Here is a 19,931-nt window from a genome sequence, read left to right as displayed (position 1 = left end):
GCCGCATCGACGGCCGCGCCCGGCTGATGAACCAAGCCGCAGGCACCATCGGCGAGGGCAGTGGGCCCGGGAGGGTGGCTGCCGTCACCGCGGCGGGCCGACCCGCCCGCCCGCGGAAGACGTCGTTCGCAGCCGGCCACGATGTCGCGCAGTTCCCGTGCAGAGCGCTCGCTGTGGTGCTGAGCGGGGATCGCCTCGAACAGGTCGTGTTCCGGCGGCCGGCCGAAGACCAGGGCTCGGCCGCGGCGCTCGAAACGCCAGGCCGCCAGGACCGGCTTCGATCAACTCCCAGCGGGCATCGGACAGATCACTCGGATACGGGTGTCGCTTCGACATGCTTCCGGAGTACTGCCGCGAACCCAGTGCGCCCAGGCGAACGCCAACGGCGGTCGAAGTACATAGCCTCGAAGACCGGGCATCCTGGGATGAGACAGGATTACGGGCCCTTCCGCCCCCTCCGTAACCTCCCACGACTCGCTGGCATCGACCGCCTCGTGACCTCGCCCGTACCGTCATTTACCGCACAAAAAAATCGCCTGATAAACGGGAACCATAGATGAAAACGACCTCTTAAGGTGTTTTTGATCCCTGGCCGTGAGGTGCGTGCGCCTGGATGATCTGAGGTGTGGGGGCTGGCGGGACGGCTAGGACTTGTCCGGGCGATCTTGGCCATGGGCTGAATGCGGCAGGATTAAGCCAAGCAGGTCGTGGGGCAGGGGGGACGGGTTGGGCCGGCAGGAGAGGTACCGCAAGGTGATCAGACCGCTGCTGCGAGCCGGGCTCGAGGTGATACCCGACGCGGTCCCGGGCTCGGCGATACCGCATGTCCTGGGGTACGAACGAGAGCGGGTCTTCGGGTTCTGCCTGGTCGAGTACGACGATCCGCGATTCGTGGAGCGGCTCAACAAGGCCTGGTACGACCTCGCGACGTCCTCCGGCCTGATCGACGAGAATCGCGAATTCCTCCTCATGTTGCCCAGGGGAACCTGGACCGCCGAGGAAGACCGCCGACGACGCACGATGCACGTCTGGCACCGGGTCCGCCTGCTGGAACGGTGGGACATCATGGGGACCGGCGCGGCGACGTTCCTCGGCGTCCGCGCCGGCCACCCCGGCTTCGCCATGCTGGCCCTGGACAACAGCGTCTGGCTCCTGGCCGACACGTACGAAACGGGTGCGGCCGTGTACGCGGTGCGTGATCCCGCCGGCTCTCCAGGGGTCCTGCGCGAGTTGAAGTGGGAGTTGGAGTGGCTCGCCAGGAAGGACGAAGACCGGGAGTTCCGACGTGAAGTCAGCGTTTGGCTTGAGAGCAGGCAACAGCGCTAGACGACAGGTGCGGACATCGTTGGGCGAACGTCAACAGTTGCGGGCCGAGTGAGCTCGGGGCAACCGACGCCGAGGTCTTGGACAGGAACGAACGCCCGGCGCCGTGTGGGCGACAGCGGCAGGCCGAGAGCGGTCTCGACCTGCGCCCCGGATCGTCAGGTCCGAAGCCAGATGACCACGGCTGCTGAGCGTCCCCACCGCCGAAGCGAGCCCCCAGCCACCCGATGGCCCGGGATTCCTTGGTGATCCGTGGTTCTGCCGAGGCTCAGCCGCAGATCTGGCGTCCCCACTCCCCGTATGGGTAGGCCGTGTTGCCGCCTGTGTCGGCGTTGCCGGTCCCGCAGGAGCGGGTGTTGGGGGTGTAGACCATCAGGCTCCACTGATAGGGCTCGCCTGCGGCCACGTTGCCGCGGCCCACTGTCAGGGCCGGGCCGTCCACGCCGGCGGGGCGGGTGATCTCCGCCTTGTTGCGGCAGGGGTCACCGCTGCAACTGGTGACGTTGGAGTGGACGCGGATCCATTGGGTCAGGCAGGTGTTGCTGTAGCGCATCTCGATGGTGCCGACCTGACTGGTCGTGTTGGGCAGATAGAGAGGCGCGGAGGCGAGAGTCTTGGCGTTCGAGGAGCAGCCTGTGGCGGCCGGGTCCGCGCCGTCATAAGGGCTGGCGGCGTGGGCGGCGGAGGCGCCCTGCAGCGTGAGGACTGTCGCGCAGGCGGCAGCGGCGAACGCCATCGGCAGCGTCTTGCGGCGACCGCCGCTGTTCAGCTTGAGCACCCGTGTGCACCCTTTCTGATCGTTGCGTTTTTGCTTCGGTTCAGTTCTGCACCCAAGCTTGCCGACCCGCGAGGCACATCCGCCCGCCCTTTCGGGCAGGGCCGAAAGCCGCTGATGGGGGCCTGCGGCCATGACGGCCGCTGCACCGATCATGCGCATTTCCTGACTACTGGCCTCCTGACAAAAGGGATGTCTGCGTACGACGCTGGGGACCGCTCCGCCGACCGGACTGACCACCGGAGGGCCGACCAGGTCCGCAACCGCTTCCGGTGCGGCAGCCGAGGAGGCCGACCACCGGCCTTCGACCAGCAGCTCTACAAGTCGGACGTGGTCGGCACCCGCCCGAGGTGGCGCTGCTCCTCCGGACAGACGGCTACGGAGCATCGCCCGGCACCCTGGTGACAGTCCTTGGTCTGTCGCGGTTCGGTCAGGGGGGCTGGTGTGGGGGTTGGTAGAACGCGGCTTGGTTCTTGCCTGCCGTTTTGGCCCTGTACAGGGCGGTGTCGGCATCGCGTAGGGCTTGTGCGGGTGTGGTGGGCCGGGTGATGGCGCGTGCTCCGATACTGGTGGTGACGTCGACGGAATCGCCGTGGGCGAGGAGGAAGGGGTCGCGGAAGGCGTCGAGGATCCGTGCGGTGTAGTCGTGCATGGTGCTCAGGTCCACGCCTTGCACAAGGAGTGCGAACTCGTCGCCGCCGAGCCTGGCCACCGTGTCCTGGTCGCGGATTCTGCTCGTCAGCCGTCCTGCGACGTCGATCAGCAGTTCATCGCCTGCTGGGTGGCCCAGTGTGTCGTTGACGTGCTTGAAGCCGTCGAGGTCGAGTATCAGCAGCCCGGCCGGGGAGAGGGCGGAGCACTGGCTGAGGGTGGACTCCAGGTGCTCGTTCAGCAGAGCGCGGTTGGCCAGGCCCGTCAGGGGGTCGTGCGTGGCCTGATAGCTGAGCTGTTTCTGGAGCTCTGCTTGTTCCTTCAGCGAGGCGGCCAGGGCGATAGCCCTGCTCTGGGCGTACTGGGCAAGGAACGCTACCCGCAGGACCAGCAGCAGCGAGAGGCTGGCCATCATGCCGACGATCACGGCGACGTCCCCGGGCTGGTCGCGGATGCCCTGGACGTTGGCCAACACGATCAAGGGCCCTATCAGGATCAGTGCGATCAGGATCGAGAGCCGTCTGGGGGGAAGGTGTTCCTGGTCGGCGGCCGGCCGTGGGGGCCGGGCGACGGACGAGTGCAGTGCCGCCGTCCCGAGCAGGAGGGAGGAGACCATCCAGGCCACTTCGGCCGCGTCCTCCGCGATCATGGTGCCGTTCGTCGCCTGGGTTCCGTAGTAGTAGCCGTCGGCGGCGAGGAGGACGACCAGCCATCCGATGCACAGCAGGAACGACGGGGTGCGCGTGCCGGTGGTGAGCATCAGTCGCGCGGCCACGGACAGCAGTACGAGATCGGTTGCGGGGTAGGCGATGGACAGCGCGAGCGTCCATGCGGACATCTCGCTGCGCAGATAGGGAGCGATGATGAACGCCCAGGACAGCGTGGCGAACCCCAGTGTGACGATTCCCGCGTCCAGCAGGCCCGCCCAGTGCAGACGGCCGGTCTGCTGCCGGGCCAGGGTCACCAGGCCGGCGGTGAACAGCATGTAACTGCCCAGATAGAGGATGTCAGCGACGCCCGGGAACGGAACCTCCTCGCCGTGAACCTGGTACAGGCCCCAGATGGTGTCCGCTGCCGCGAAGGGCGCCATCCCTGCGGCGAACAGGCACCAGGGAAGGACGGAGGGCGGCCTGTGCCTGGCCACTCCGACCGCGATCGCCGGGACGACGGAGGCCGCGACCAGCGCGCCCATCATGTACTGGGCCGGAGAGGAGGAGACCAGATAGGTGACGATCACCGCCGTCCCTGCTGCCGCATACGCCCAGGCCGCCCTGTCACGGCGGGTCGAGGGGCGGAGGTGGGCCTTGCTCACAGGCTCTCCTTGTCCGCTTCCGCCAGGAGGCGATATCCGGGTGAGCCTCATGCGGGTGTGCGGCCGGAGGGGCGGGAGCGCAGCGTTGCGAGGGTGCGGCAGGTGCGATCCAGCTCGTCCTGGAGGCGGGGCGCGATCTCGGCCAGCGGGGCGGGCACGCCGACGCCGGCGTGCTGTTCGAGTTCCTGGCAGCAGGCCGCCAGTCTGTGGGCTCCCATGTTCCCGGCGGCGCCTCTGAGGCGGTGGGCCAGCTCGGCGATCCGCTGGGTGTCGTGGCGGTCCAGGGCGTGGAAGAGGGCGCTGGTCATTTCGGGGACGCGGGTGAAGAAGTGGTCCACCAGCCGGTCCACCAGTTCGTCCTCGGCCGGGGAGCCGTTGCCGCGCAGTTCGTTCAGCCGCTGCTCGATGGAGGCGCGCACGTCTTCGCTGTCCCTGTGAGGGTGGGTGGGGTGTGCCCAGCGGGCGAGTGTTTGTTCCAGTTCGTCGGCGCTGACGGGTTTGGAGATGTAGTCGTCCATGCCCGCGGCCAGACAGCGGTCGCGGTCCTCGGCCATGGCGCCGGCGGTCATGGCGATCACCGGCAGGTGACGGCCGCTTCCTCTCTCCCGGCGGCGTAGCTCCTGGGTGGCGGTGTAGCCGTCCATCCGGGGCATCTGGCAGTCCATCAACACGGCCTGGTACGGGTGGTCCATGTGCTCCTCGGTCAGTTGCAGTGCCTGGATGCCGTCGGCGGCGGTGTCGGCGCTGTAGCCGAGCCTGGTGAGGATGCTGTGCGCCACCAGCTGGTTGATGTCGTTGTCCTCCACGAGGAGCAGATGCCCGCGGTGAGTGCGTGGGGGCGGGGGAGGGGGCGGCGCGGGAGCGGCCGCCGAGGGCCTGTGGGTGACGAGTTCGACGAGGGCGTCCATGAGCTGGGACTGCTGGACGGGCTTGGGCAGGCTACGGGTGATTCCGGCCGCGGTCAGTTCGGCGGCGGACAGCGGCGTGCCGGAGCTGAGCATCAGCAGCCGTACCCGGCTGAGTTCCTGGTCGGTGGTGATCCGGCGGGCGAGTTCGAGGCCATCCATGTCGGGCATCTGCATGTCGAGCAGGGCCAGGTCGAAGGGACGGCCTGCGGCTGCTGCCTCGTGCAGGGCCACCAGGGCCTGGGGGCCGCCGGCGGCCGTGGTGGGCTGCATGTGCCATCTGCGCAGCTGGGTGTCGAGGATCAGCCGGTTGGTGTCGTTGTCGTCGACGACCAGCGCCCGCAGTCCACGCAGGACGACGGGCTGGACGGGGGGCGGTTGTTGCCGGGGAGCGTCGGGTGTTCGCAGCGGCACGGTGAACCAGAACGTGCTGCCCTCGCCGCGTCGGCTGGTGACGCCGATGGAGCCGCCCATGGCCTCGGTGAGCCGGCGGCAGATGGCCAGGCCCAGGCCGGTGCCTCCGTAGCGGCGGGTGGTGGAGGTGTCCGCCTGGGAGAAGGCGTCGAACATCCGCTGCTGATCGGCCTCGGCGATGCCGATGCCGGTGTCGGCCACCTCCAGGCGCAGCCACGGTCCGCTCGTCGCGGAGGCCGGGTCGCGATCGGGGCGGGCGCGCAGAACCACCTCGCCCGCCTCTGTGAACTTCACCGCGTTGGACGCGAGATTGAGCAGGATCTGCCGCAGGCGGCCCGCGTCGCCGAGCATGATGGGGGGCAGCTCCGGGTCGCAGTCACTGAGCAGCTCCAGGCCCTGGGCCTGGGGGGTCTGCGCCACCAGCGAGATGACCTCCTCCGCCAGTAGCTGCGGGCTGAAGGCGACCTCGTCCAGTTCCAGCTTGCCCGCCTCCAGTTTGGAGAAGTCGAGGATGTCGTTGATCAGTGACAGCAGGGCCGAGCCTGCGGCCTGGATGCCTGCCACGTAGCGGCGCTGCTCGGTGTCCAGGTCGGTGCCCAGCAGCAGGTTGCTCAGTCCGATGACGCCGTTCATGGGGGTACGGATCTCATGACTCATGGAGGCGACGAACTGTGACTTCGCCTGCGACGCGGCGATCGCCTGATCGCGGGCCTCGGCAAGGGCGGCCTCGGCCTGCTTGCGCTCGGTGACGTCGTGGATGAAGGCGTTGAAGCAGCGCGCCTTCGCCGACTTCATCCGCCACACCTGCAGTTCGACGGGAAACTCATGGCCGTCCCGGTGGAGGGCCTGGAGTTCGATGCTGCGGCCGAGGACGTGTGCCTCCCCTCCGGTCAGGACCCGCTGCAGACCGGCCTTGTGCGCGGCGCGGTACCGCTCGGGAATGATCGTCTCCGTCAGCGGACGGCCCATCGCCTCGCGATGGGTGAACCCGAAGAGGGTCTCGGCGCTCTGGTTCCAGTCGATGACCACACCGTCCTCGTCGATGGAGACGAAAGCGTCCCGGGCGGTCTCGATGACCGAACGCGCCTGGTCCTGAAGCAGCCGCAGCGCTTCCTCCCGGCGCCGCTGGCCCTCCGCCTCGCGGACGAACCCGCGCACTTCGAGCGGCTCGCCCGCGGCGTCCCGCACCACCCAGGACGTCGCCTCGATCCACACCCAGTACCCGTCGGCGTGCCGCAGACGCAGACACACCACCACCCGGCCGTCGCGGAGCAGATCCCGCTCCGCCCACTCGTATTCCTCCACGTCACCCGAATGGACCCAGGACTTGGCGGAGGTCCCGGCGATCCTCTCGGCCGGTCGGCCCAGCAGCGCCGCTCCTGCTGCGGAGACCTCCAGGAAGACGCCTTCGAGTGACCGCCGGAAGACCATGTCCGGGGAGTTCTTCACGAGCAGCCGGAACCGTTCGTCGTCGTCGGCCGCGTACTGCGTCGACGGGCTCGATGGGTTGGTGGGGCCCATAGGTCTGCCTCCACGTGTGATGGCGACAGCGGAAACCGGTCGCGGAGGCGGCACAGCGGACCACGAGACCGCACATCCACGCAGCGGTCACCGCAACCGGCACCGCGGCACCGGGTGGGAGGCGCGCGACGGCCCATTGAGGCTTCCCATCCCGCGGACCGCAGGGCGGTGACGGAGAGTAACCCGTCGGGCTCGGGGTGCCAACGGACACTTCCAGCGAAGAACGAACGACCGAAGATCGCAAATCGAGCCGCCGCCAACGGCTTGGCTACGAACCGGGCCACCCTGTGACAGACGACGTGAACGTTTCAGGCCCAGCCTTTCCGGGCCTGTTTCGCCCTCCGCCACCCCCTACGAGCGTCGAGGGGAAAGGGTCCGCCGTCAGCGAGGTTCGATGTCACTGGCTCGCTGGGAGACGGGCGGGACGGGACGTGTTCGTCGCCGGCGAAGACGGTCGTAGGCCACGGCTATCGCTGGGGTCACAGAGGTCCCCAGGTGGCGGCGTGCTGCAGCAGATGGCGCTGCACGAGAGCCGCCGGGGGAGTGCAGGGCCCGGATGGGGTGACCAGGTACAGGGTGTTCAACGGCGGTACCTGCGTGTGGTGCAGCAGTTCCAGGCTGCCGGTTCCCAAGGCGGGATCGGCCAGGTAGCGGGGCAGCACCGAGATGCCTGCGTCGGCCACCACGGCGGCCAGCACCGCCCGCAGGTCGGGCACCACCACCGACACCGGATTCGGCGGCCGACGGCCGAACTCGCTGCGCCAGTACCGGCGGATGAGGGGAAGCTCCTCGCCGTAGGCCACCAGTGGCAGGTGGGCAAGGGCTGCCACCGGGTCTTCGGCCAGCCACTCGTGATCGACCGAGCGGGCCGCGGTCGGTGTCCCCACCAGGACGAACTCCTCATCCACGAACGGCATGGCCGCCAGCCCGCGAAGTCCGGCCGACGGCCGCACCGAGGACACGACCAGGTCCAGAGACCCCTCGGCCAGGGCGGCGAGCAAGGGCTCCGGGTGGCCGAGCACGATGCGCAGCTGCAGGCCCCCACGGGTCAACGGGGCCAGTGCCGGGACCAGCCGGGCCGCGGTGAACTCGCCTGCCGCAGCCAGCCGGACCGTGCCCTGGAGGGCCTGCCCGTCGGCGTCCTCGGCCAGGACCCCTCGCAGCTGATCCAGGGGCGCGGCGATCCGCCGGGCGAGTTCGTGCGCACGAGCCGTCGGCGCTGCCCCGCGCCGGGAACGCTCGAACAGCACATCCCCCAGTTGCCTCTCAAGCCGGGCCAGCTGCCCGCTGACCGCGGGCTGAGAGATGCCAAGAGCAGTCGCCGCGGCAGTCAGCGAACCCCGGCGGTAGACCTCCAGGAAACTCGCCAGCAGATCGAGGTCTGTCACGCAAGCCACACTACATAAGTTCTCTTATGGATGACCGATGACGGCAAACGGATTTCTGTGGACAGTGGGTGGCGTCCCCGTAGAAAGAGAGACCCCGCCATGGCGAAGATTCTGATGATCATCTCAGCTGCAGACGGCCTTCCTCTGGCCGACGGCACGGTCCACCCCACCGGTTTCTGGGCCGAGGAGGTCGCCGCCTCCCACAAGGTCCTGGTGGACGCCGGTCACCAGGTGGACATCGCCACCCCCGGAGGCGTCCGCCCGACCGTCGACGCGATCTCGCTCGACGAGCGCGGCGGCGTGCAGCCGGCCGATGGGGCCGTGTTCCGCGCCTACCTGGAGTCGATCGCCGACGACCTCGGCACGCCGCTGGACCTGGACACGGTCCAGGCTGCCGACTACGACGCGATCTACCTGCCCGGCGGCCACGCCCCCATGGTCGACCTGGCTGACCACCCGGCACTCGGCCGGCTGCTCGCCGACGCCGACGGGCGCGGGCAGACCATTGCCGCACTCTGCCACGGCGTGGCCGGGCTGCTCAGCGCCCGCAAGGAAGACGGTGCCTTCCTGTTCGCAGGCCGCAGCATCACCGGCTTCACCAACGACGAAGAACGGCAGGGTGGTCTCGGCGACGCCGCCCCGTGGCTGGTCGAAAGCCGCCTCGCAGAGCGCGGTGCGGACTTCAAGACCGGCGCGCCGTGGTCGGACACCGTCGTCACCGACGGCAATCTGATCACCGGGCAGAATCCGCAGTCCAGCGTCACGACCGCCAAGGAGGTCCTCGCCGCTCTGCAGAACACCTGACAATGTGAGGCGAAGCCGGACGGTACTCACGCGGAGCCCGGACACCGGTATTCAGCCCGTTGGAGGGACTCCGCGAACTCCTCCTTGATCGTCTGGAGTCCCAACGGGGTCGGACACTGTGTCCCTGGTCCGAGTAGCGGTGATCCACCGCTCCATGCCAGTCTTTCGACGTCCCGGGGCAGGCGGAGAGGGAGACGTGCTGGTGCCAGCGTTGGACGAGACGGCGACGACGCTGGTCGGCAGAGCCGAGGAACTCGCACGGCTCGACTCGGTGATGGGCGGCCTGGGCCGCGACGGCGTGCCCGCTGTCGTCGACATCGTCGCAGACGCCGGCATGGGCAAGAGCAGACTGCTGAGCGAGGTCTGCGCACGGGCACGACGGGCAGGGCTGACCGTGCTGCGTGGGCGGGCGACGGAGTACGAGCGGCACACCCCGTTCCAGATCTTCACGGATGCCTTCGCCGACGCAGATCCCGCCCTCCTTGCCACGAACGCCGTGTCGGAGGCGGCGGCTCCGGTGCTGACCGGCGCCGACGGCGTGCCTGGCGGGAGCAGCCGGGACCGCTTCGGCCTGTACAGGGCGGTCGCGGACACGCTTGCCGGCCTGGCGGAACGAAACGGCCTGGTGATGGCCCTGGACGACCTCCACTGGGCGGATCCCGCCTCCCTGGAGTTGTTGGACCATGTCATTCGGCACCCGGTGCGCGGCCGAGGGCTCCTCCTCACCGCGCGGCGGGAACACCAGACCCCGCACTCGCTCTCCGCCACGCTCACCCGCGGCGCCGACACCGGGACCGTACTGCGGATGCCCCTGCGGTCGTTGCCGGAGCGGGACTGGGTCCAAGCGCTGGCCCCCGACCTGCCACCCGCCACCGCGCGGGAGATCCACACCGCCGGCGAGGGCAATCCTCTCTACCTCCTCTCCCTCCTGCACGCCCACCGTCAGGGCACAGCGCTCGGGTCCTACGACGTCGCCGCGGCCGGGGTACCGAGCAGCCTGAGATCCCTGCTCCTGGACGAACTGACCCCATTGACCCCGGCACAGCGCCGTACCGTCGAAGCGGTCGCCGTCCTCGGCGACCACGCCACGCCCGCGCTGCTGCTCCTGACGGCCGGGCACGCCACGGACCGGGAACTCTACGACTGCGCACACGAGTTGACCCACCGCGACCTGCTGCGCCCGCGCACCGACGGCGGCTGGACCCTCCGCCACCCGCTGCTGAGGGCACTGATCTACGAGAGCATCCCCGTACACCGTCGTACCGAGATCCACCGTCGGGCGGCGGACGAACTGGCCGCGGCAGGAGCCTCCGTGGCGGAGCGTGCCCACCACACCGAGAGGTCGTTCGTAGGCTGGGATCCGGCGTCCGCGGCCGTACTGACGGAGGCGGCCGCCCGGTTCACGCACACCGCCCCCGCGACGGCCGCCGGCCTCCTCGCGGCCGTCCTCCGGCTCATGCCCCACACGCCCGACCACGCCCGACAGCGTGGGGAGTTGACGCTCGCCCGCGCCAGAGCACTCGCCATGGGCGGCAGTCTCCGCGAGAGCCGGGACCTGCTCCACACCCTGATCAACACCACGCGACCGGACGACGCGGCACTGCGCGGCGACGCGATAGCACTGTGCGCCATGATGGAACGGTACCTCGGCCACTCCCCGGAAGCCCTCGCCCTGCTCCAACGCGAACTGCTCCGTGACCCCGGACCCGGCCAGGCCGTCTCCCTGGGACTCGCGCTGGGCACGGCCGCCCTCAACACCGTCTCCTACCCCGACGTACGCGACGACGTCGAACGGACACTCGCGCTGGCCCGCTCCCACGGCGACCTCACGGGAGAGCTGGGCACCCTGGCGCTGGCCGCACTGGGCGAGGCGTACGAGGGGGAGACGGCGACGGCGCGCCGGCTCGCGGACGCCGCGGCCGGACTCGCGGACAGTCTGACCGACCCCGACCTCACGGAACTGTGCGGGTCACTGGTGTGGCTGGCCTGGGCCGAAGCCCTTCTGGAACGCTACGCCGACGCGGAACGCCACGCCGACCGAGGCCTGGACATAGCCCGCCGCGGCGGGCAGATCCACGTCCTGCCCCACCTGCTGAGCAGCAAGGCCTTCGTCCACCTCAACACCTGCCGGCTGCCCTCGGCCCTGGAGTCGGCCGAGGAGGCGGAGTCCGTCGCACGGGCCATCGGCAGCACCGACCTCCTGGCCTTCACGCTGTGCTTCAAGTCGTTGATCCTGCTCCTGCATGCCCCCCTGGGCGACACCACGGCCCTGAGGACGGCCGAAGAGGCCGTGACCACGGCCGGGCCGAGCCGCCACTGGTGGGCCTCGCTGGCCAAGTGCGTACTCGGTCACACCGCCCTCGTGAACGGCGACCCGCACCGTGCCCAGGCCTCCATCCTGGGAGCGGGCGGTCCCGACCTGCTCGGACTGCAACCCTCCGTCCGCCCGGGCCAGTTGGAAACCCTCGTCGGCACCGCCCTCGCCCTCGGCGACCTCGAGCGGGCCACCTGCTGGGCGGACCGGGCCGCGGCGGAAGCCGACCGGATCGGGCTGCCCGGCCAACGGGGTGCCGCGCTGCGTGCCACGGCGGCACTCGCCCAGCACCGCGGCACCCCCTGCGTGGCGGCGGACCTCTTCGAGCAGGCCGCGAAGGCGTACGCCCCCTCCGGCGCGGGACTGTGGGAGGCGTACTCCCTCCTGCTGGCATCGGCCCAGGCCAGGACCGCGGGCGACGTCCCACGAGCAGTCACTCTCTGGGAGCGGGGCCACCGCCTTGCCGCCACCGGCGGCGCGCGCCTCCTGACCGACCTCGCCGAACTCGTGCGCCCGCAGGCAGAGGAACGTCCACGCAAGCCCACGGAACTCGACGAACTGACCCCCCGCGAAAGGGAGATCGCCGAGCTCGTCGCCGAAGGACTGAGCAACCAGGCCATCGCGACGAAGCTGTTCCTCAGCCGCCGTACCGTCGAGACCCATCTGTCCGCCGTCTACCGCAAGACCGCCGTCACCTCCCGCTCGGCGCTGTCAGGCCTCGTGACCCGAGCAGCCCTGGGCGGGGGCGTGTGACGGGGGGAGTTCAGGCCGTGGCGTCCCGGTAGTCGCCGAGGCAGCGAAAGGTGCCCCCGGTGGCCTTGAACAGGTACATCGCGTCCGTGTAGCGGTAGGTGGAAGCGTCGTAACGGAGCCGTTTGGTGATCCCCTGGTAGTCCGTCTCGCGCAACTGGGCGGCTATCGCCCCCCGTTCGGCACGCGAGGCCCCCAGAGTCGTCATGGCCCGAGCCACGAAGAGTGTCGCGTCGTAGGCCTCGGCCGCATACCAGGGCGGGGCGGTGCCGAAGCGCGCACGGTAGGCGGTGACGAACGACTTCGCGGCCCTCTCCCGGGTCGCGTCGCAGAAGGCGGTGGCGAACACCCAGCCCTCAGCGGCCTCGCCGGCCGAGCCGAGGAAGCGGGCATCGAGGGCGCGCTGGGTGGCCAGTCGCGCACCGGTGTAGCCGGCGGAGCGCAGCACGCGGGCCAGCCGTGCGGCCCGCGCGTACCCACCGCCGAAGACCACCGCGTCCGCCCCCACATCCACCACTGATTCGGCGAGCGAACGGAAGGCCCCGTCGGAGTCGGCCCCGGCGGCGAGGGTGCGCTGGACCGTGCTGCGCGGATCGGAACGCATGGCCTCGTCGACAACCTTGCACAGCCGCCAACTGACCTCTCCCTCGGCCGCGTCGTCGATGATGACCGTCCTGCGCGCGTCGGCGGTCCGCACGAGGTGGGCGACGACCGCCGCAGCCAGCACCGAGTCGCCGGGGCGAGTCGCCGCGTACACCCGGTAGGCCCTGGGAGACACGTCGTCGAGCCCGACCGACACGGTGACCATCGCAAGGCGCGCCTTCTGGTAGATCCCGAGTGTGGCCTGCGTACAGGCGTCGGTGGTCGGCCCGAGCACCGCGCGCACCCGGTCGTCGGCGACCAGCCGCCCGGCGACCTGCCGCGCCCCGGTCACGCCGCCCCGGTCGTCGTGCACCTGGAGCGCGAGGTCGAAATCGCGTCCGGTACGGGAGTTGAAACGGTCCACGGCCAGCCGTGCACCGTTCTCCTGGGCCCGTCCGGTCGTACGACCGCTGCCGCTCAGGTCGGCTTGCAGGGCGACGACCAGCCGCGCGCGCCTCCGGACAGGGTCCCTGCCGCCGCGGGCAGACCACCAGGAGGCCGCCGTGCCGCCGAGCGCCACCACCCCGCCGACCGAGCCCAGGGCCAGCAGACGGCGCCGTGTGAACCCCTGGCCGGTCCCGGTACCCCTTGTCCATTGTCGTCGTGGCCCCGGACATCCGGGTGGCCTCGACGGCCGGCAGCGCCAGTACGGCGGCCGAGCGGCGAGCGATGAGCCGGGTCACGGGTTCGGGCAGCCAGCCCTCGCCCGCACCGTCCAGTGCCTGCCGTATCTCGGCCACGGCGGGCCGGGAGCCGGGCTCCTTCGCCAGGCACGCGCGCAACAGCGGCAGCAACGGCACCGGCACGGTGCTCAGATCCGGTTCGTCGTGGACGGTACGCACCAGCACCTCGGCCGCGGAGCCCCGGCCGAAGGGACGCTCGCCCGTCACGGCGTAAGCCAGCAGACAACCGAGGGAGAAGACGTCACTGGCCGGCCCGATCTCCCGGCCGCGGCCCTGCGCCTGCTCGGGCGAGAGGAACCCGGGAGAGCCGACCACCATCCCGCTCGCGGTGAGAGCGGTGTCCTCCGGTGTCCGGGCGATACCGAAGTCGATCATCCGGGGCCCGTCGACGGCGAGCAGGACGTTGCCGGGTTTGACGTCCCGGTGAACCAGCCCCGCGCCGTGCACCGCGTCCAGCGCCTCGGCGAGCCGTCTCCCCAGGACGCGGACGCTCGTGTACGGCAGCGGACCGCATTCCTCGACGGCCTCCGCGAGGGACGGCCCCGGGACGAACGCGGTGGCGAGCCAAGGGGATTCCGCATCCGGGTCCGCGTCGAGCAGTGGCACCACCCAGGGGCTCACGACCCGGCCCGCCGTCTCCACCTCCCGGCGGAAGCGGGCCCGGAACCCGGCGTCGTCCGCGTACGTGGCCCGGATCACCTTCACCGCGGCGAGCGCGCCACCGGGGGAGCGGGCCAGATACACCACGCCCATGCCGCCCGCGCCCAGCCGCCGCAGCAGCCGGCGGCCCGCGATCCAGGCCGGATCGGTGCCGCGCAACGGCTCCATCAGGTGGACACCTGAAAGGGCGCCGGACCCTGGTAGGCGAACCGGCCGCCGCCGACCTTCCACAGGTGGACGCCGCTGCCGTCGACGACAAGAGCTCCGGTCTTCTTGTCGAACGCGAGGTTCCGGGCGATTCCCCTGTACGTCCCGGAGCGCAGCGCCGCCGTCAGCTCCTGCCTGCTGCGGCGCCCGGCACCCAGTCCGCCGAGGGTCTTCGCGGCGAACCGTGCCACGTCGTACGTCTCGACGGCGTACCGCTCCGGCTCCGCACCGTAACGCTTGCGGTACGCGGCCCTGAAGGCCTTCGCCTCGGGCGCCACGGAGGCGTCCATCACCGGGGCGACGATCACCCATCCCTCCGCCGCGTCCCCGGCGGCGGACAGGAACCGCGCGTCGAGCACCCCTTGGGCGGCGGCCCGGGCCCCCGGGAAGTCACGGCCGGTCAGCTCACGGGCCAGCAGCGCGGCCCGGTCGTGGTGACCGGCGAAGACCACCGAGTCCGCGCCCCCGTCCAGCAGGGCGTCCAGCGGCGGCCCGAAGTCCGTGCGCAGCGCGCTGACCACCTTCGGCACGGCCGGGTGCCGGGCATCGCGCAGGATGTTGACGAGGGTGCTGCTGATCTCCCACGCGTACGCGTCCGCCGCCCGGTCGTCCACGAGCCCGACCGTGCGCGACTTCGCGGTGCCCCGCAGATATGCGTCGAGGTAGAACGGCAGGATCGTGTCCGTGACCCGGGTGTGCAGCAGGGACCGGCTGCCCATCACCGTCAGCGCGGTCGCGCCGGGCGATACCGCGAGCAGGGGCAGCGAGGCGGCGTCGTACGTCGCCAGCGAGGTGAGGGCGGTCGCGTCCGCGGTGGGTCCGATCACGGCCAGCACGGAACGGTCCGCGACCAGCTTCTTCGCCGCCTCCGGCGCACGTGCCGGATCGCCGCCGTCGTCCACTGTCTTCACGGCGAGCGTGAAGGGTTTGCCCGCACGGGAGTTGAACTCGTCGACGGCGAGCCGAAGCCCGCGCTCCTGAGCCCGGCCGACGGCCTTCTGATCACCGGTCAGATCGGCGTGCAGCCCGAGGGTGTACACGGGCCCGTTCGCCGCAGGGGCCGGGCTGCCGTCCTCCCCGTCTCGGCCCAGCGCAGCCCAGGAACCCACTCCGCCCACGGCCGCGACTAGCGCCGCGCCTGCGGAGAGGAGAAGGAGGCGGCGCCTGTCCACGGCGGCGGGGGCCTGCGCGGCCGTGCTGTCCACCGCCGAGGCGGGCACCGCCGTGTCCTCGGCGGCGGGCAGCGCGAGCCCCGCCGCCGACCGCTCCGCGATCAGACGGACCAACGGTTCGGGGAGCCATGCCTCGTCGTCCCCAGCGGGCTCGTCGCCCTCGCGCGCCGGAGGAGGTACGGCCATCAGGGCCTGCCGCGGGTCGACAGGGGCGGCGGGCGCGGCGGCCGTGAGGGCTTCCACCAGCGACTCGGCGGTGGGTCGCCGTTCCGGATCCTTCTCCAGACAGCCGCCGACCACGCCGGCCAAATCCGCCGGAACGCCCTCCAGGTCCGGCGCGTCGTGGACCGTCCGGTAGAGCAGCGCGTCGAGCGCCCCGGTACCGAACGGAGGCCGGCCGGTGCCTGCGAAGGCCAGCACACAGCCCAGCGAGAAGACGTCACCGGACGGACCGGGAGCCCCCGAACCCCGCGCCTGCTCCGGGGGCAGGAACCCGGGCGTGCCGACCACGACTCCCGTCGAGGTCAGCGCCGTGTCTTCGCGGTCGCGGGCGATACCGAAGTCGATCAGCCGCGGGCCGTCGAGCGCGAGCAGCACATTGCCGGGCTTGACGTCGCGGTGCACGAGCCCGGCGGCATGGATCTCCCGCAGTGCCTCGGCGAGCCGTGCCCCCAGCATCCGCAGGCTCCGCACGGGCAGCGGCCCGTACTCGGCGACGGCCTCGCCGAGCGAGGGGCCGGGAACGAACGCGGTGGCCAGCCACGGCTGCGCCGCCTCGGGATCCGCGTCCACCAGGGGCGCCACCCACGGGCTGGTCACCCGCCGAGCGGCTTCCGCCTCCCGCCGGAACCGCTCGCGGAAAGCGGCGTCCTCGGCGTACTCGGCCTGGATCACCTTCAGCGCGACCAGGTGCCCGCCGGCCGAGCGGGCCAGATACACCACGCCCATGCCGCCCGCACCGAGCCGTCCGAGCAGCCGGTGGCCCGCGAGTTTGGCGGGGTCGGCGATACGCAGCGGTTCCATCACTTCACCTCCAGCCGCTGCTGGATGCGCGTCAGCATCTGAGCCAGGGCCCTACTGCCCAACTGCTGGAGCTCCTCCTCGGTGTGGCCGGCGCCGCCCGTCACGGAAACGGCCACGACCACGGTGCCCATCCGGGCGACCATCCAGAGGTACTGCTGTGCTGCACCCCCGTCTTGGACGAACTTGCCCGCTTCGAGCACGGAGTCGTCGGCGTACTTCTGCTCACGGGCGCCGAAGGCGGTGCCCAGCGACGCCAGACCTGTGATCCGCTCGTTCGACCGGGGCCGCTGCTCGGGGCAGCGCAGCACCTCCTCGAGCGTCGTGCTCAGCTGTTCGTCGGCGCCGAGGACCGAGGCGTGCACGGTGGCCACGGCGGTCACCGTGACCTCGCTCCTGCCGGCCCCTCCCGGCAGCCGGCTGTAGCGTGATGTGCTCGCCAGCACCCCGCGCGGGAGCTTCTCACGCTGCCAGCGGCAGCTCTTGTCGAGCACCGCCCAGGTGCCCGGGGTGCTCACGGCCGGAGACCGGGCGACGAAGCCCTGGCCCCAGTCGCCCGGCCCGAGCACGACGGACTTGGCCAGACGGGCCCCGTCCGTCGAGGACTCGGGGACGAGGGAGGGGTCGGGTGTGAAGACGGACCAACCGGCGGACGAGACGCTCGACGGTGTCGCCGCACCGCTCGCGCCCGCAGAGACGCCGGCCGAGATGCCGGCCGAGGGTGAACCGCTCTGCCGGGAAGGCCCGGTGTCCACCCCTCGCGCCGAACACCCGGCCAGCAAGACCCCCGCAGCCAGCAGGATCACCCAACTACCCCGTCTTCCATGGGCCCTGTCTGTCACTCGGTCCCCTCGACACCGTTCGATCCGTCCAACTCGTCGAACCTAGACGGGCGGGACGAAGCGGACCTCGGTAGAACTACGTATCCATACACGTATTCGGCGGCACGGAGCCCGACCACAACGCGCAACCCGCGCCGCCCCACGCCGGTGGTTGCCAGAACCAGCCGAGGACCCCGCATCCGCGGGCAGGTGCCCAGGCGCGTCGCCCGCGGCCTCATCTTCTTCCGCGGCCCCTGCAACGCCGGTGCGAGAGCTCTGTGCGCGGTCTCGAAGCCGATGGCGTACTTCCGCACGAGCGCACGCGTCGCCATACCCGTCCCGGCGTCACAGCGGACCGCCGCGTACAGGCGACCTTGGACTTCGCAGCACCCGGGCCCCCTCGTCGTGCAGAGCACGACCATGGTCCCGGGGCAAGCACCGAGGCGTTCTCAGAACTCGGCGACATCGCTCTCCCGTGGAACCGGGCGTTCTCATCGCTGAGCGACAGGCGTTCTCGACACTCACCCCCAAAGAGCCACCCAAGACGTCAGCGCGTGTCCATATGCGCCGACCGGACAGGTTTTTGATTGAGTTCGTCGGATGATCGCTTGACCTGTACCGAGGTCCAACGCCGAGGCTTGTGGCATGGATGAGGAAGATGAGCTGTTCGGTATCGCGGAGGTCTCGGCGCGGATCGGTCTGGCGCCCGACACGCTGCGCTACTTCGAACGTCAGGGGATCGTGCCGTCTCCTCGGCGTGACCACGCAAGCCGTCGCCAGTACACGACGGCTGATGTCGAGTTGATCCGCATGTTGGTGCATCTGCGTGAGACGGGCATGCCACTGGCCGACATCGCGCAGTTCACCGGCGCTGACGACAAGGTGACCGATCCAGCGGCCTTCCGGCTGGAGTTGCTCACGGCGCACCGCCGTCGCGTCCGGGATCGCCGCGAGGAACTGGACCGTGCCCTCGAGGTGATCAACCGGAAGATCGCGGACTACAGCGATCGGATCACGGGTTCGCCGGAACTGCTCGACCGACCGGACTGCACGATCGCCTTCAGCGTCCAGGGTGAGGGGCCACTGCTGTTCCTCGTCGGCGCGCCGGCTGGGCGCGCCGGCTTCGCGGCGCTGGCGCACGAGCTTGCAGGCCGGTTCAGGGTCGTCACCCACGATCCGCGCGGCACAGGTGGCAGCCGCGCGGTACCGGGGATGGCCGCGCCCACACCGGAGGTCCTGGCCGAGGACCTTGCTGCACTCGTCGACCGGTTCACCGGCGGCCCCGCGCTGTTCGTCGGTACCAGTGGAGGTGCCGTGACGCTGCTGGAGCTGGCCAGGCAACATCCCGACTTGGTCGGCCGGGCCGTCTTGCATGAGCCGCCTCTGGTGTCCCTCCTGGATGACGCGGACCTGGCTGACCGCGCTACAGCAGCGTTCGCAGCGGCGGAGAGGGACCCCCAATGGGCGGTGCAGGAGTTTTTTGATCTCAGCGGCGCGGGCCACCACACAGGCCCGGATCAGGTGCCACCCGCGCACATCGCTCTGCCCGGGCTGCCCGTGGAGGAACTCGACAGGAACCGCTACTTCCTGGGGCGTATGGCCGGCCCCACGGTCTTCTACGTGCCCGACCAAGAAGCCACCTGTCGGGTTTCGGTGACGCTGTGTGCCGGCGTGCTGAGCCATCACCAGATGGCGCGCCGGGCCACCGAAGCACTCGCCGGCAGACTGGGACTACCTCTGGTCGACATGCCCGGCAATCACGTGGGTGCAAGCGCCGAGCCGGCGGATTTCGCCGCCGCTGTTGTGCCCCTACTCGAACACTGAAGCTCCGCCATGGAGAAGTGGCTGATCAGCAGGGGTGGTGTGACCTTGTTTCGGGGTGCTCTTGCTGGTCGCGGGCGGCAGTCTGTGGTGTACATCGTCCGGTGGAGTGGTTCTGCCGATGAGTTCACTGTCCGGTGGGGGTGGTTCTGCCGATGAGTTCACGGTCCTCGCACGGTCTACCCGGCGACACGACCGTTCTCGACAGGAGTGCTATGTCCACCATTCAGCCAGTGATCATCACAGCCGACCAGGACGTCCTGCTCGGCTTCTACACGCAACTGTTCGGCGCCGAGGAGATCTTCCGGATACCGGCGCAAGGCCCGGCCTTCTACCTCGGCTTGCGCATCGGCGACACCGACCTCGGGCTGGTGGCCAAGGAAAACCCGGGGAGCGGCCCGGCGGCACCGCGGATCCTGCTCAGCATCGGTGTCGAGGACGTCGACGAGACGCTCGGCCGGGTGACCGCGCTGGGCGGCTCGGTCCGCAGCGGCCCCAACGACATGCCGTGGGGGCAGCGCGTCGCGCACATCCAGGACCCCGACGGCAACCCGGTGAACCTCACCCAGCCGATCCCGGCCCGGTGACGCTGTTCGGGATGCCTGTGCTGGCCGTGCCTGCCCGCGGTACAGGGCAGAGCAATTGCCCGTAGTGGCGTCGGTGTTCGTCAGTACGCGCAGCGTGCGAAGCAGGTGGGCGGAGCGAGCGGGGCCAATGCGGAGCTCGGTGAGGACAGCCCACGGACACA

Annotated in this window: 11 protein-coding genes and 2 pseudogenes; 5 read left to right on the top strand and 8 right to left on the bottom strand. The window is 70.5% G+C overall.

What is annotated here, in order from left to right; all coding sequences use genetic code 11:
* Positions 1-196: 196 nt before the first annotated feature.
* A pseudogene (locus ACZ43N_RS12920) lies at positions 197-336 on the bottom strand (IS5 family transposase); the annotation flags it as partial.
* Between the two features lie 417 nt (positions 337-753).
* Here ACZ43N_RS12920 and ACZ43N_RS12915 point away from each other — a divergent pair.
* Positions 754-1,326, top strand: coding sequence for a hypothetical protein (locus ACZ43N_RS12915; protein ID WP_468097184.1), 573 nt, complete (start codon positions 754-756; stop codon positions 1,324-1,326).
* 265 nt (positions 1,327-1,591) lie between these two features.
* Here the strand turns inward: ACZ43N_RS12915 and ACZ43N_RS12910 are convergent, their stop codons facing one another.
* From ACZ43N_RS12910 to ACZ43N_RS12895, 4 genes are all read right to left on the bottom strand, one after another.
* On the bottom strand, positions 1,592-2,101 hold the full coding sequence (locus ACZ43N_RS12910) for a DUF2690 domain-containing protein (RefSeq protein WP_468097182.1): 510 nt from the start codon (positions 2,099-2,101) through the stop codon (positions 1,592-1,594).
* A gap of 427 nt (positions 2,102-2,528) precedes the next feature.
* Positions 2,529-4,061: a diguanylate cyclase domain-containing protein gene (locus tag ACZ43N_RS12905; protein ID WP_468097181.1), complete on the bottom strand. Its 1,533-nt coding sequence runs from the start codon at positions 4,059-4,061 to the stop codon at positions 2,529-2,531.
* Positions 4,062-4,108: 47 nt separating this feature from the next.
* A complete protein-coding gene (locus tag ACZ43N_RS12900) occupies positions 4,109-6,901 on the bottom strand; it encodes a response regulator (protein WP_468097179.1) in 2,793 nt (930 codons plus the stop codon).
* 479 nt (positions 6,902-7,380) lie between these two features.
* On the bottom strand, positions 7,381-8,289 hold the full coding sequence (locus tag ACZ43N_RS12895; protein ID WP_468097178.1) for a LysR family transcriptional regulator: 909 nt from the start codon (positions 8,287-8,289) through the stop codon (positions 7,381-7,383).
* Between the two features lie 99 nt (positions 8,290-8,388).
* Here ACZ43N_RS12895 and ACZ43N_RS12890 point away from each other — a divergent pair, with 99 nt between their 5' ends.
* Together ACZ43N_RS12890 and ACZ43N_RS12885 are read left to right on the top strand one after the other, a co-directional pair.
* Positions 8,389-9,093 carry a type 1 glutamine amidotransferase domain-containing protein gene (locus ACZ43N_RS12890; protein WP_468097176.1) on the top strand — a complete coding sequence of 235 codons (705 nt, stop codon included), beginning with the start codon at positions 8,389-8,391 and terminating at the stop codon, positions 9,091-9,093.
* 202 nt (positions 9,094-9,295) lie between these two features.
* Positions 9,296-12,160, top strand: a complete 2,865-nt coding sequence (locus tag ACZ43N_RS12885) for an ATP-binding protein (RefSeq protein ID WP_468097175.1) — start codon at positions 9,296-9,298, stop codon at positions 12,158-12,160.
* A 10-nt stretch (positions 12,161-12,170) separates the two neighbouring features.
* Here the strand turns inward: ACZ43N_RS12885 and ACZ43N_RS12880 are convergent.
* The 3 genes and pseudogenes from ACZ43N_RS12880 to ACZ43N_RS12870 all read right to left on the bottom strand — a co-directional run bounded on the left by ACZ43N_RS12880 (position 12,171) and on the right by ACZ43N_RS12870 (position 17,296).
* A pseudogene (locus ACZ43N_RS12880) lies at positions 12,171-14,310 on the bottom strand (bifunctional serine/threonine-protein kinase/ABC transporter substrate-binding protein).
* On the bottom strand, positions 14,310-16,544 hold the full coding sequence (locus ACZ43N_RS12875) for a bifunctional serine/threonine-protein kinase/ABC transporter substrate-binding protein (RefSeq protein ID WP_468097174.1): 2,235 nt from the start codon (positions 16,542-16,544) through the stop codon (positions 14,310-14,312). Before ACZ43N_RS12875 ends, ACZ43N_RS12880 begins: the two are co-directional and overlap by 1 nt.
* Complete coding sequence (locus tag ACZ43N_RS12870; protein WP_468097173.1) at positions 16,544-17,296, bottom strand: hypothetical protein; 753 nt, start codon at positions 17,294-17,296, stop codon at positions 16,544-16,546. Before ACZ43N_RS12870 ends, ACZ43N_RS12875 begins: the two co-directional genes overlap by 1 nt.
* A gap of 711 nt (positions 17,297-18,007) precedes the next feature.
* Between ACZ43N_RS12870 and ACZ43N_RS12865 the strand changes: the two genes are divergently transcribed.
* Positions 18,008-19,186 carry an alpha/beta fold hydrolase gene (locus tag ACZ43N_RS12865; protein WP_468097171.1) on the top strand — a complete coding sequence of 393 codons (1,179 nt, stop codon included), beginning with the start codon at positions 18,008-18,010 and terminating at the stop codon, positions 19,184-19,186.
* Between the two features lie 212 nt (positions 19,187-19,398).
* Positions 19,399-19,770: a VOC family protein gene (locus tag ACZ43N_RS12860; protein ID WP_468097169.1), complete on the top strand. Its 372-nt coding sequence runs from the start codon at positions 19,399-19,401 to the stop codon at positions 19,768-19,770.
* The last annotated feature ends 161 nt before the right edge of the window (positions 19,771-19,931 follow it).

This window comes from Streptomyces sp. NPDC030814 (assembly GCF_055572155.1).
The sequence above is the reverse complement of the archived record's forward strand: the minus strand, read 5'-3'. Positions and strand labels throughout refer to the sequence as shown.

What these genes read in the sequence shown, in the direction of transcription:
- ACZ43N_RS12865 (WP_468097171.1), top strand. Translation starts at nt 18,008, where the DNA reads ATGGATGAGGAAGATGAGCTGTTCGGTATCGCGGAGGTCTCGGCGCGG.
- ACZ43N_RS12875 (WP_468097174.1), bottom strand. Translation starts at nt 16,544, where the DNA reads ATGGAACCGCTGCGTATCGCCGACCCCGCCAAACTCGCGGGCCACCGG.
- ACZ43N_RS12860 (WP_468097169.1), top strand. Translation starts at nt 19,399, where the DNA reads ATGTCCACCATTCAGCCAGTGATCATCACAGCCGACCAGGACGTCCTG.
- ACZ43N_RS12900 (WP_468097179.1), bottom strand. Translation starts at nt 6,901, where the DNA reads ATGGGCCCCACCAACCCATCGAGCCCGTCGACGCAGTACGCGGCCGAC.
- ACZ43N_RS12890 (WP_468097176.1), top strand. Translation starts at nt 8,389, where the DNA reads ATGGCGAAGATTCTGATGATCATCTCAGCTGCAGACGGCCTTCCTCTG.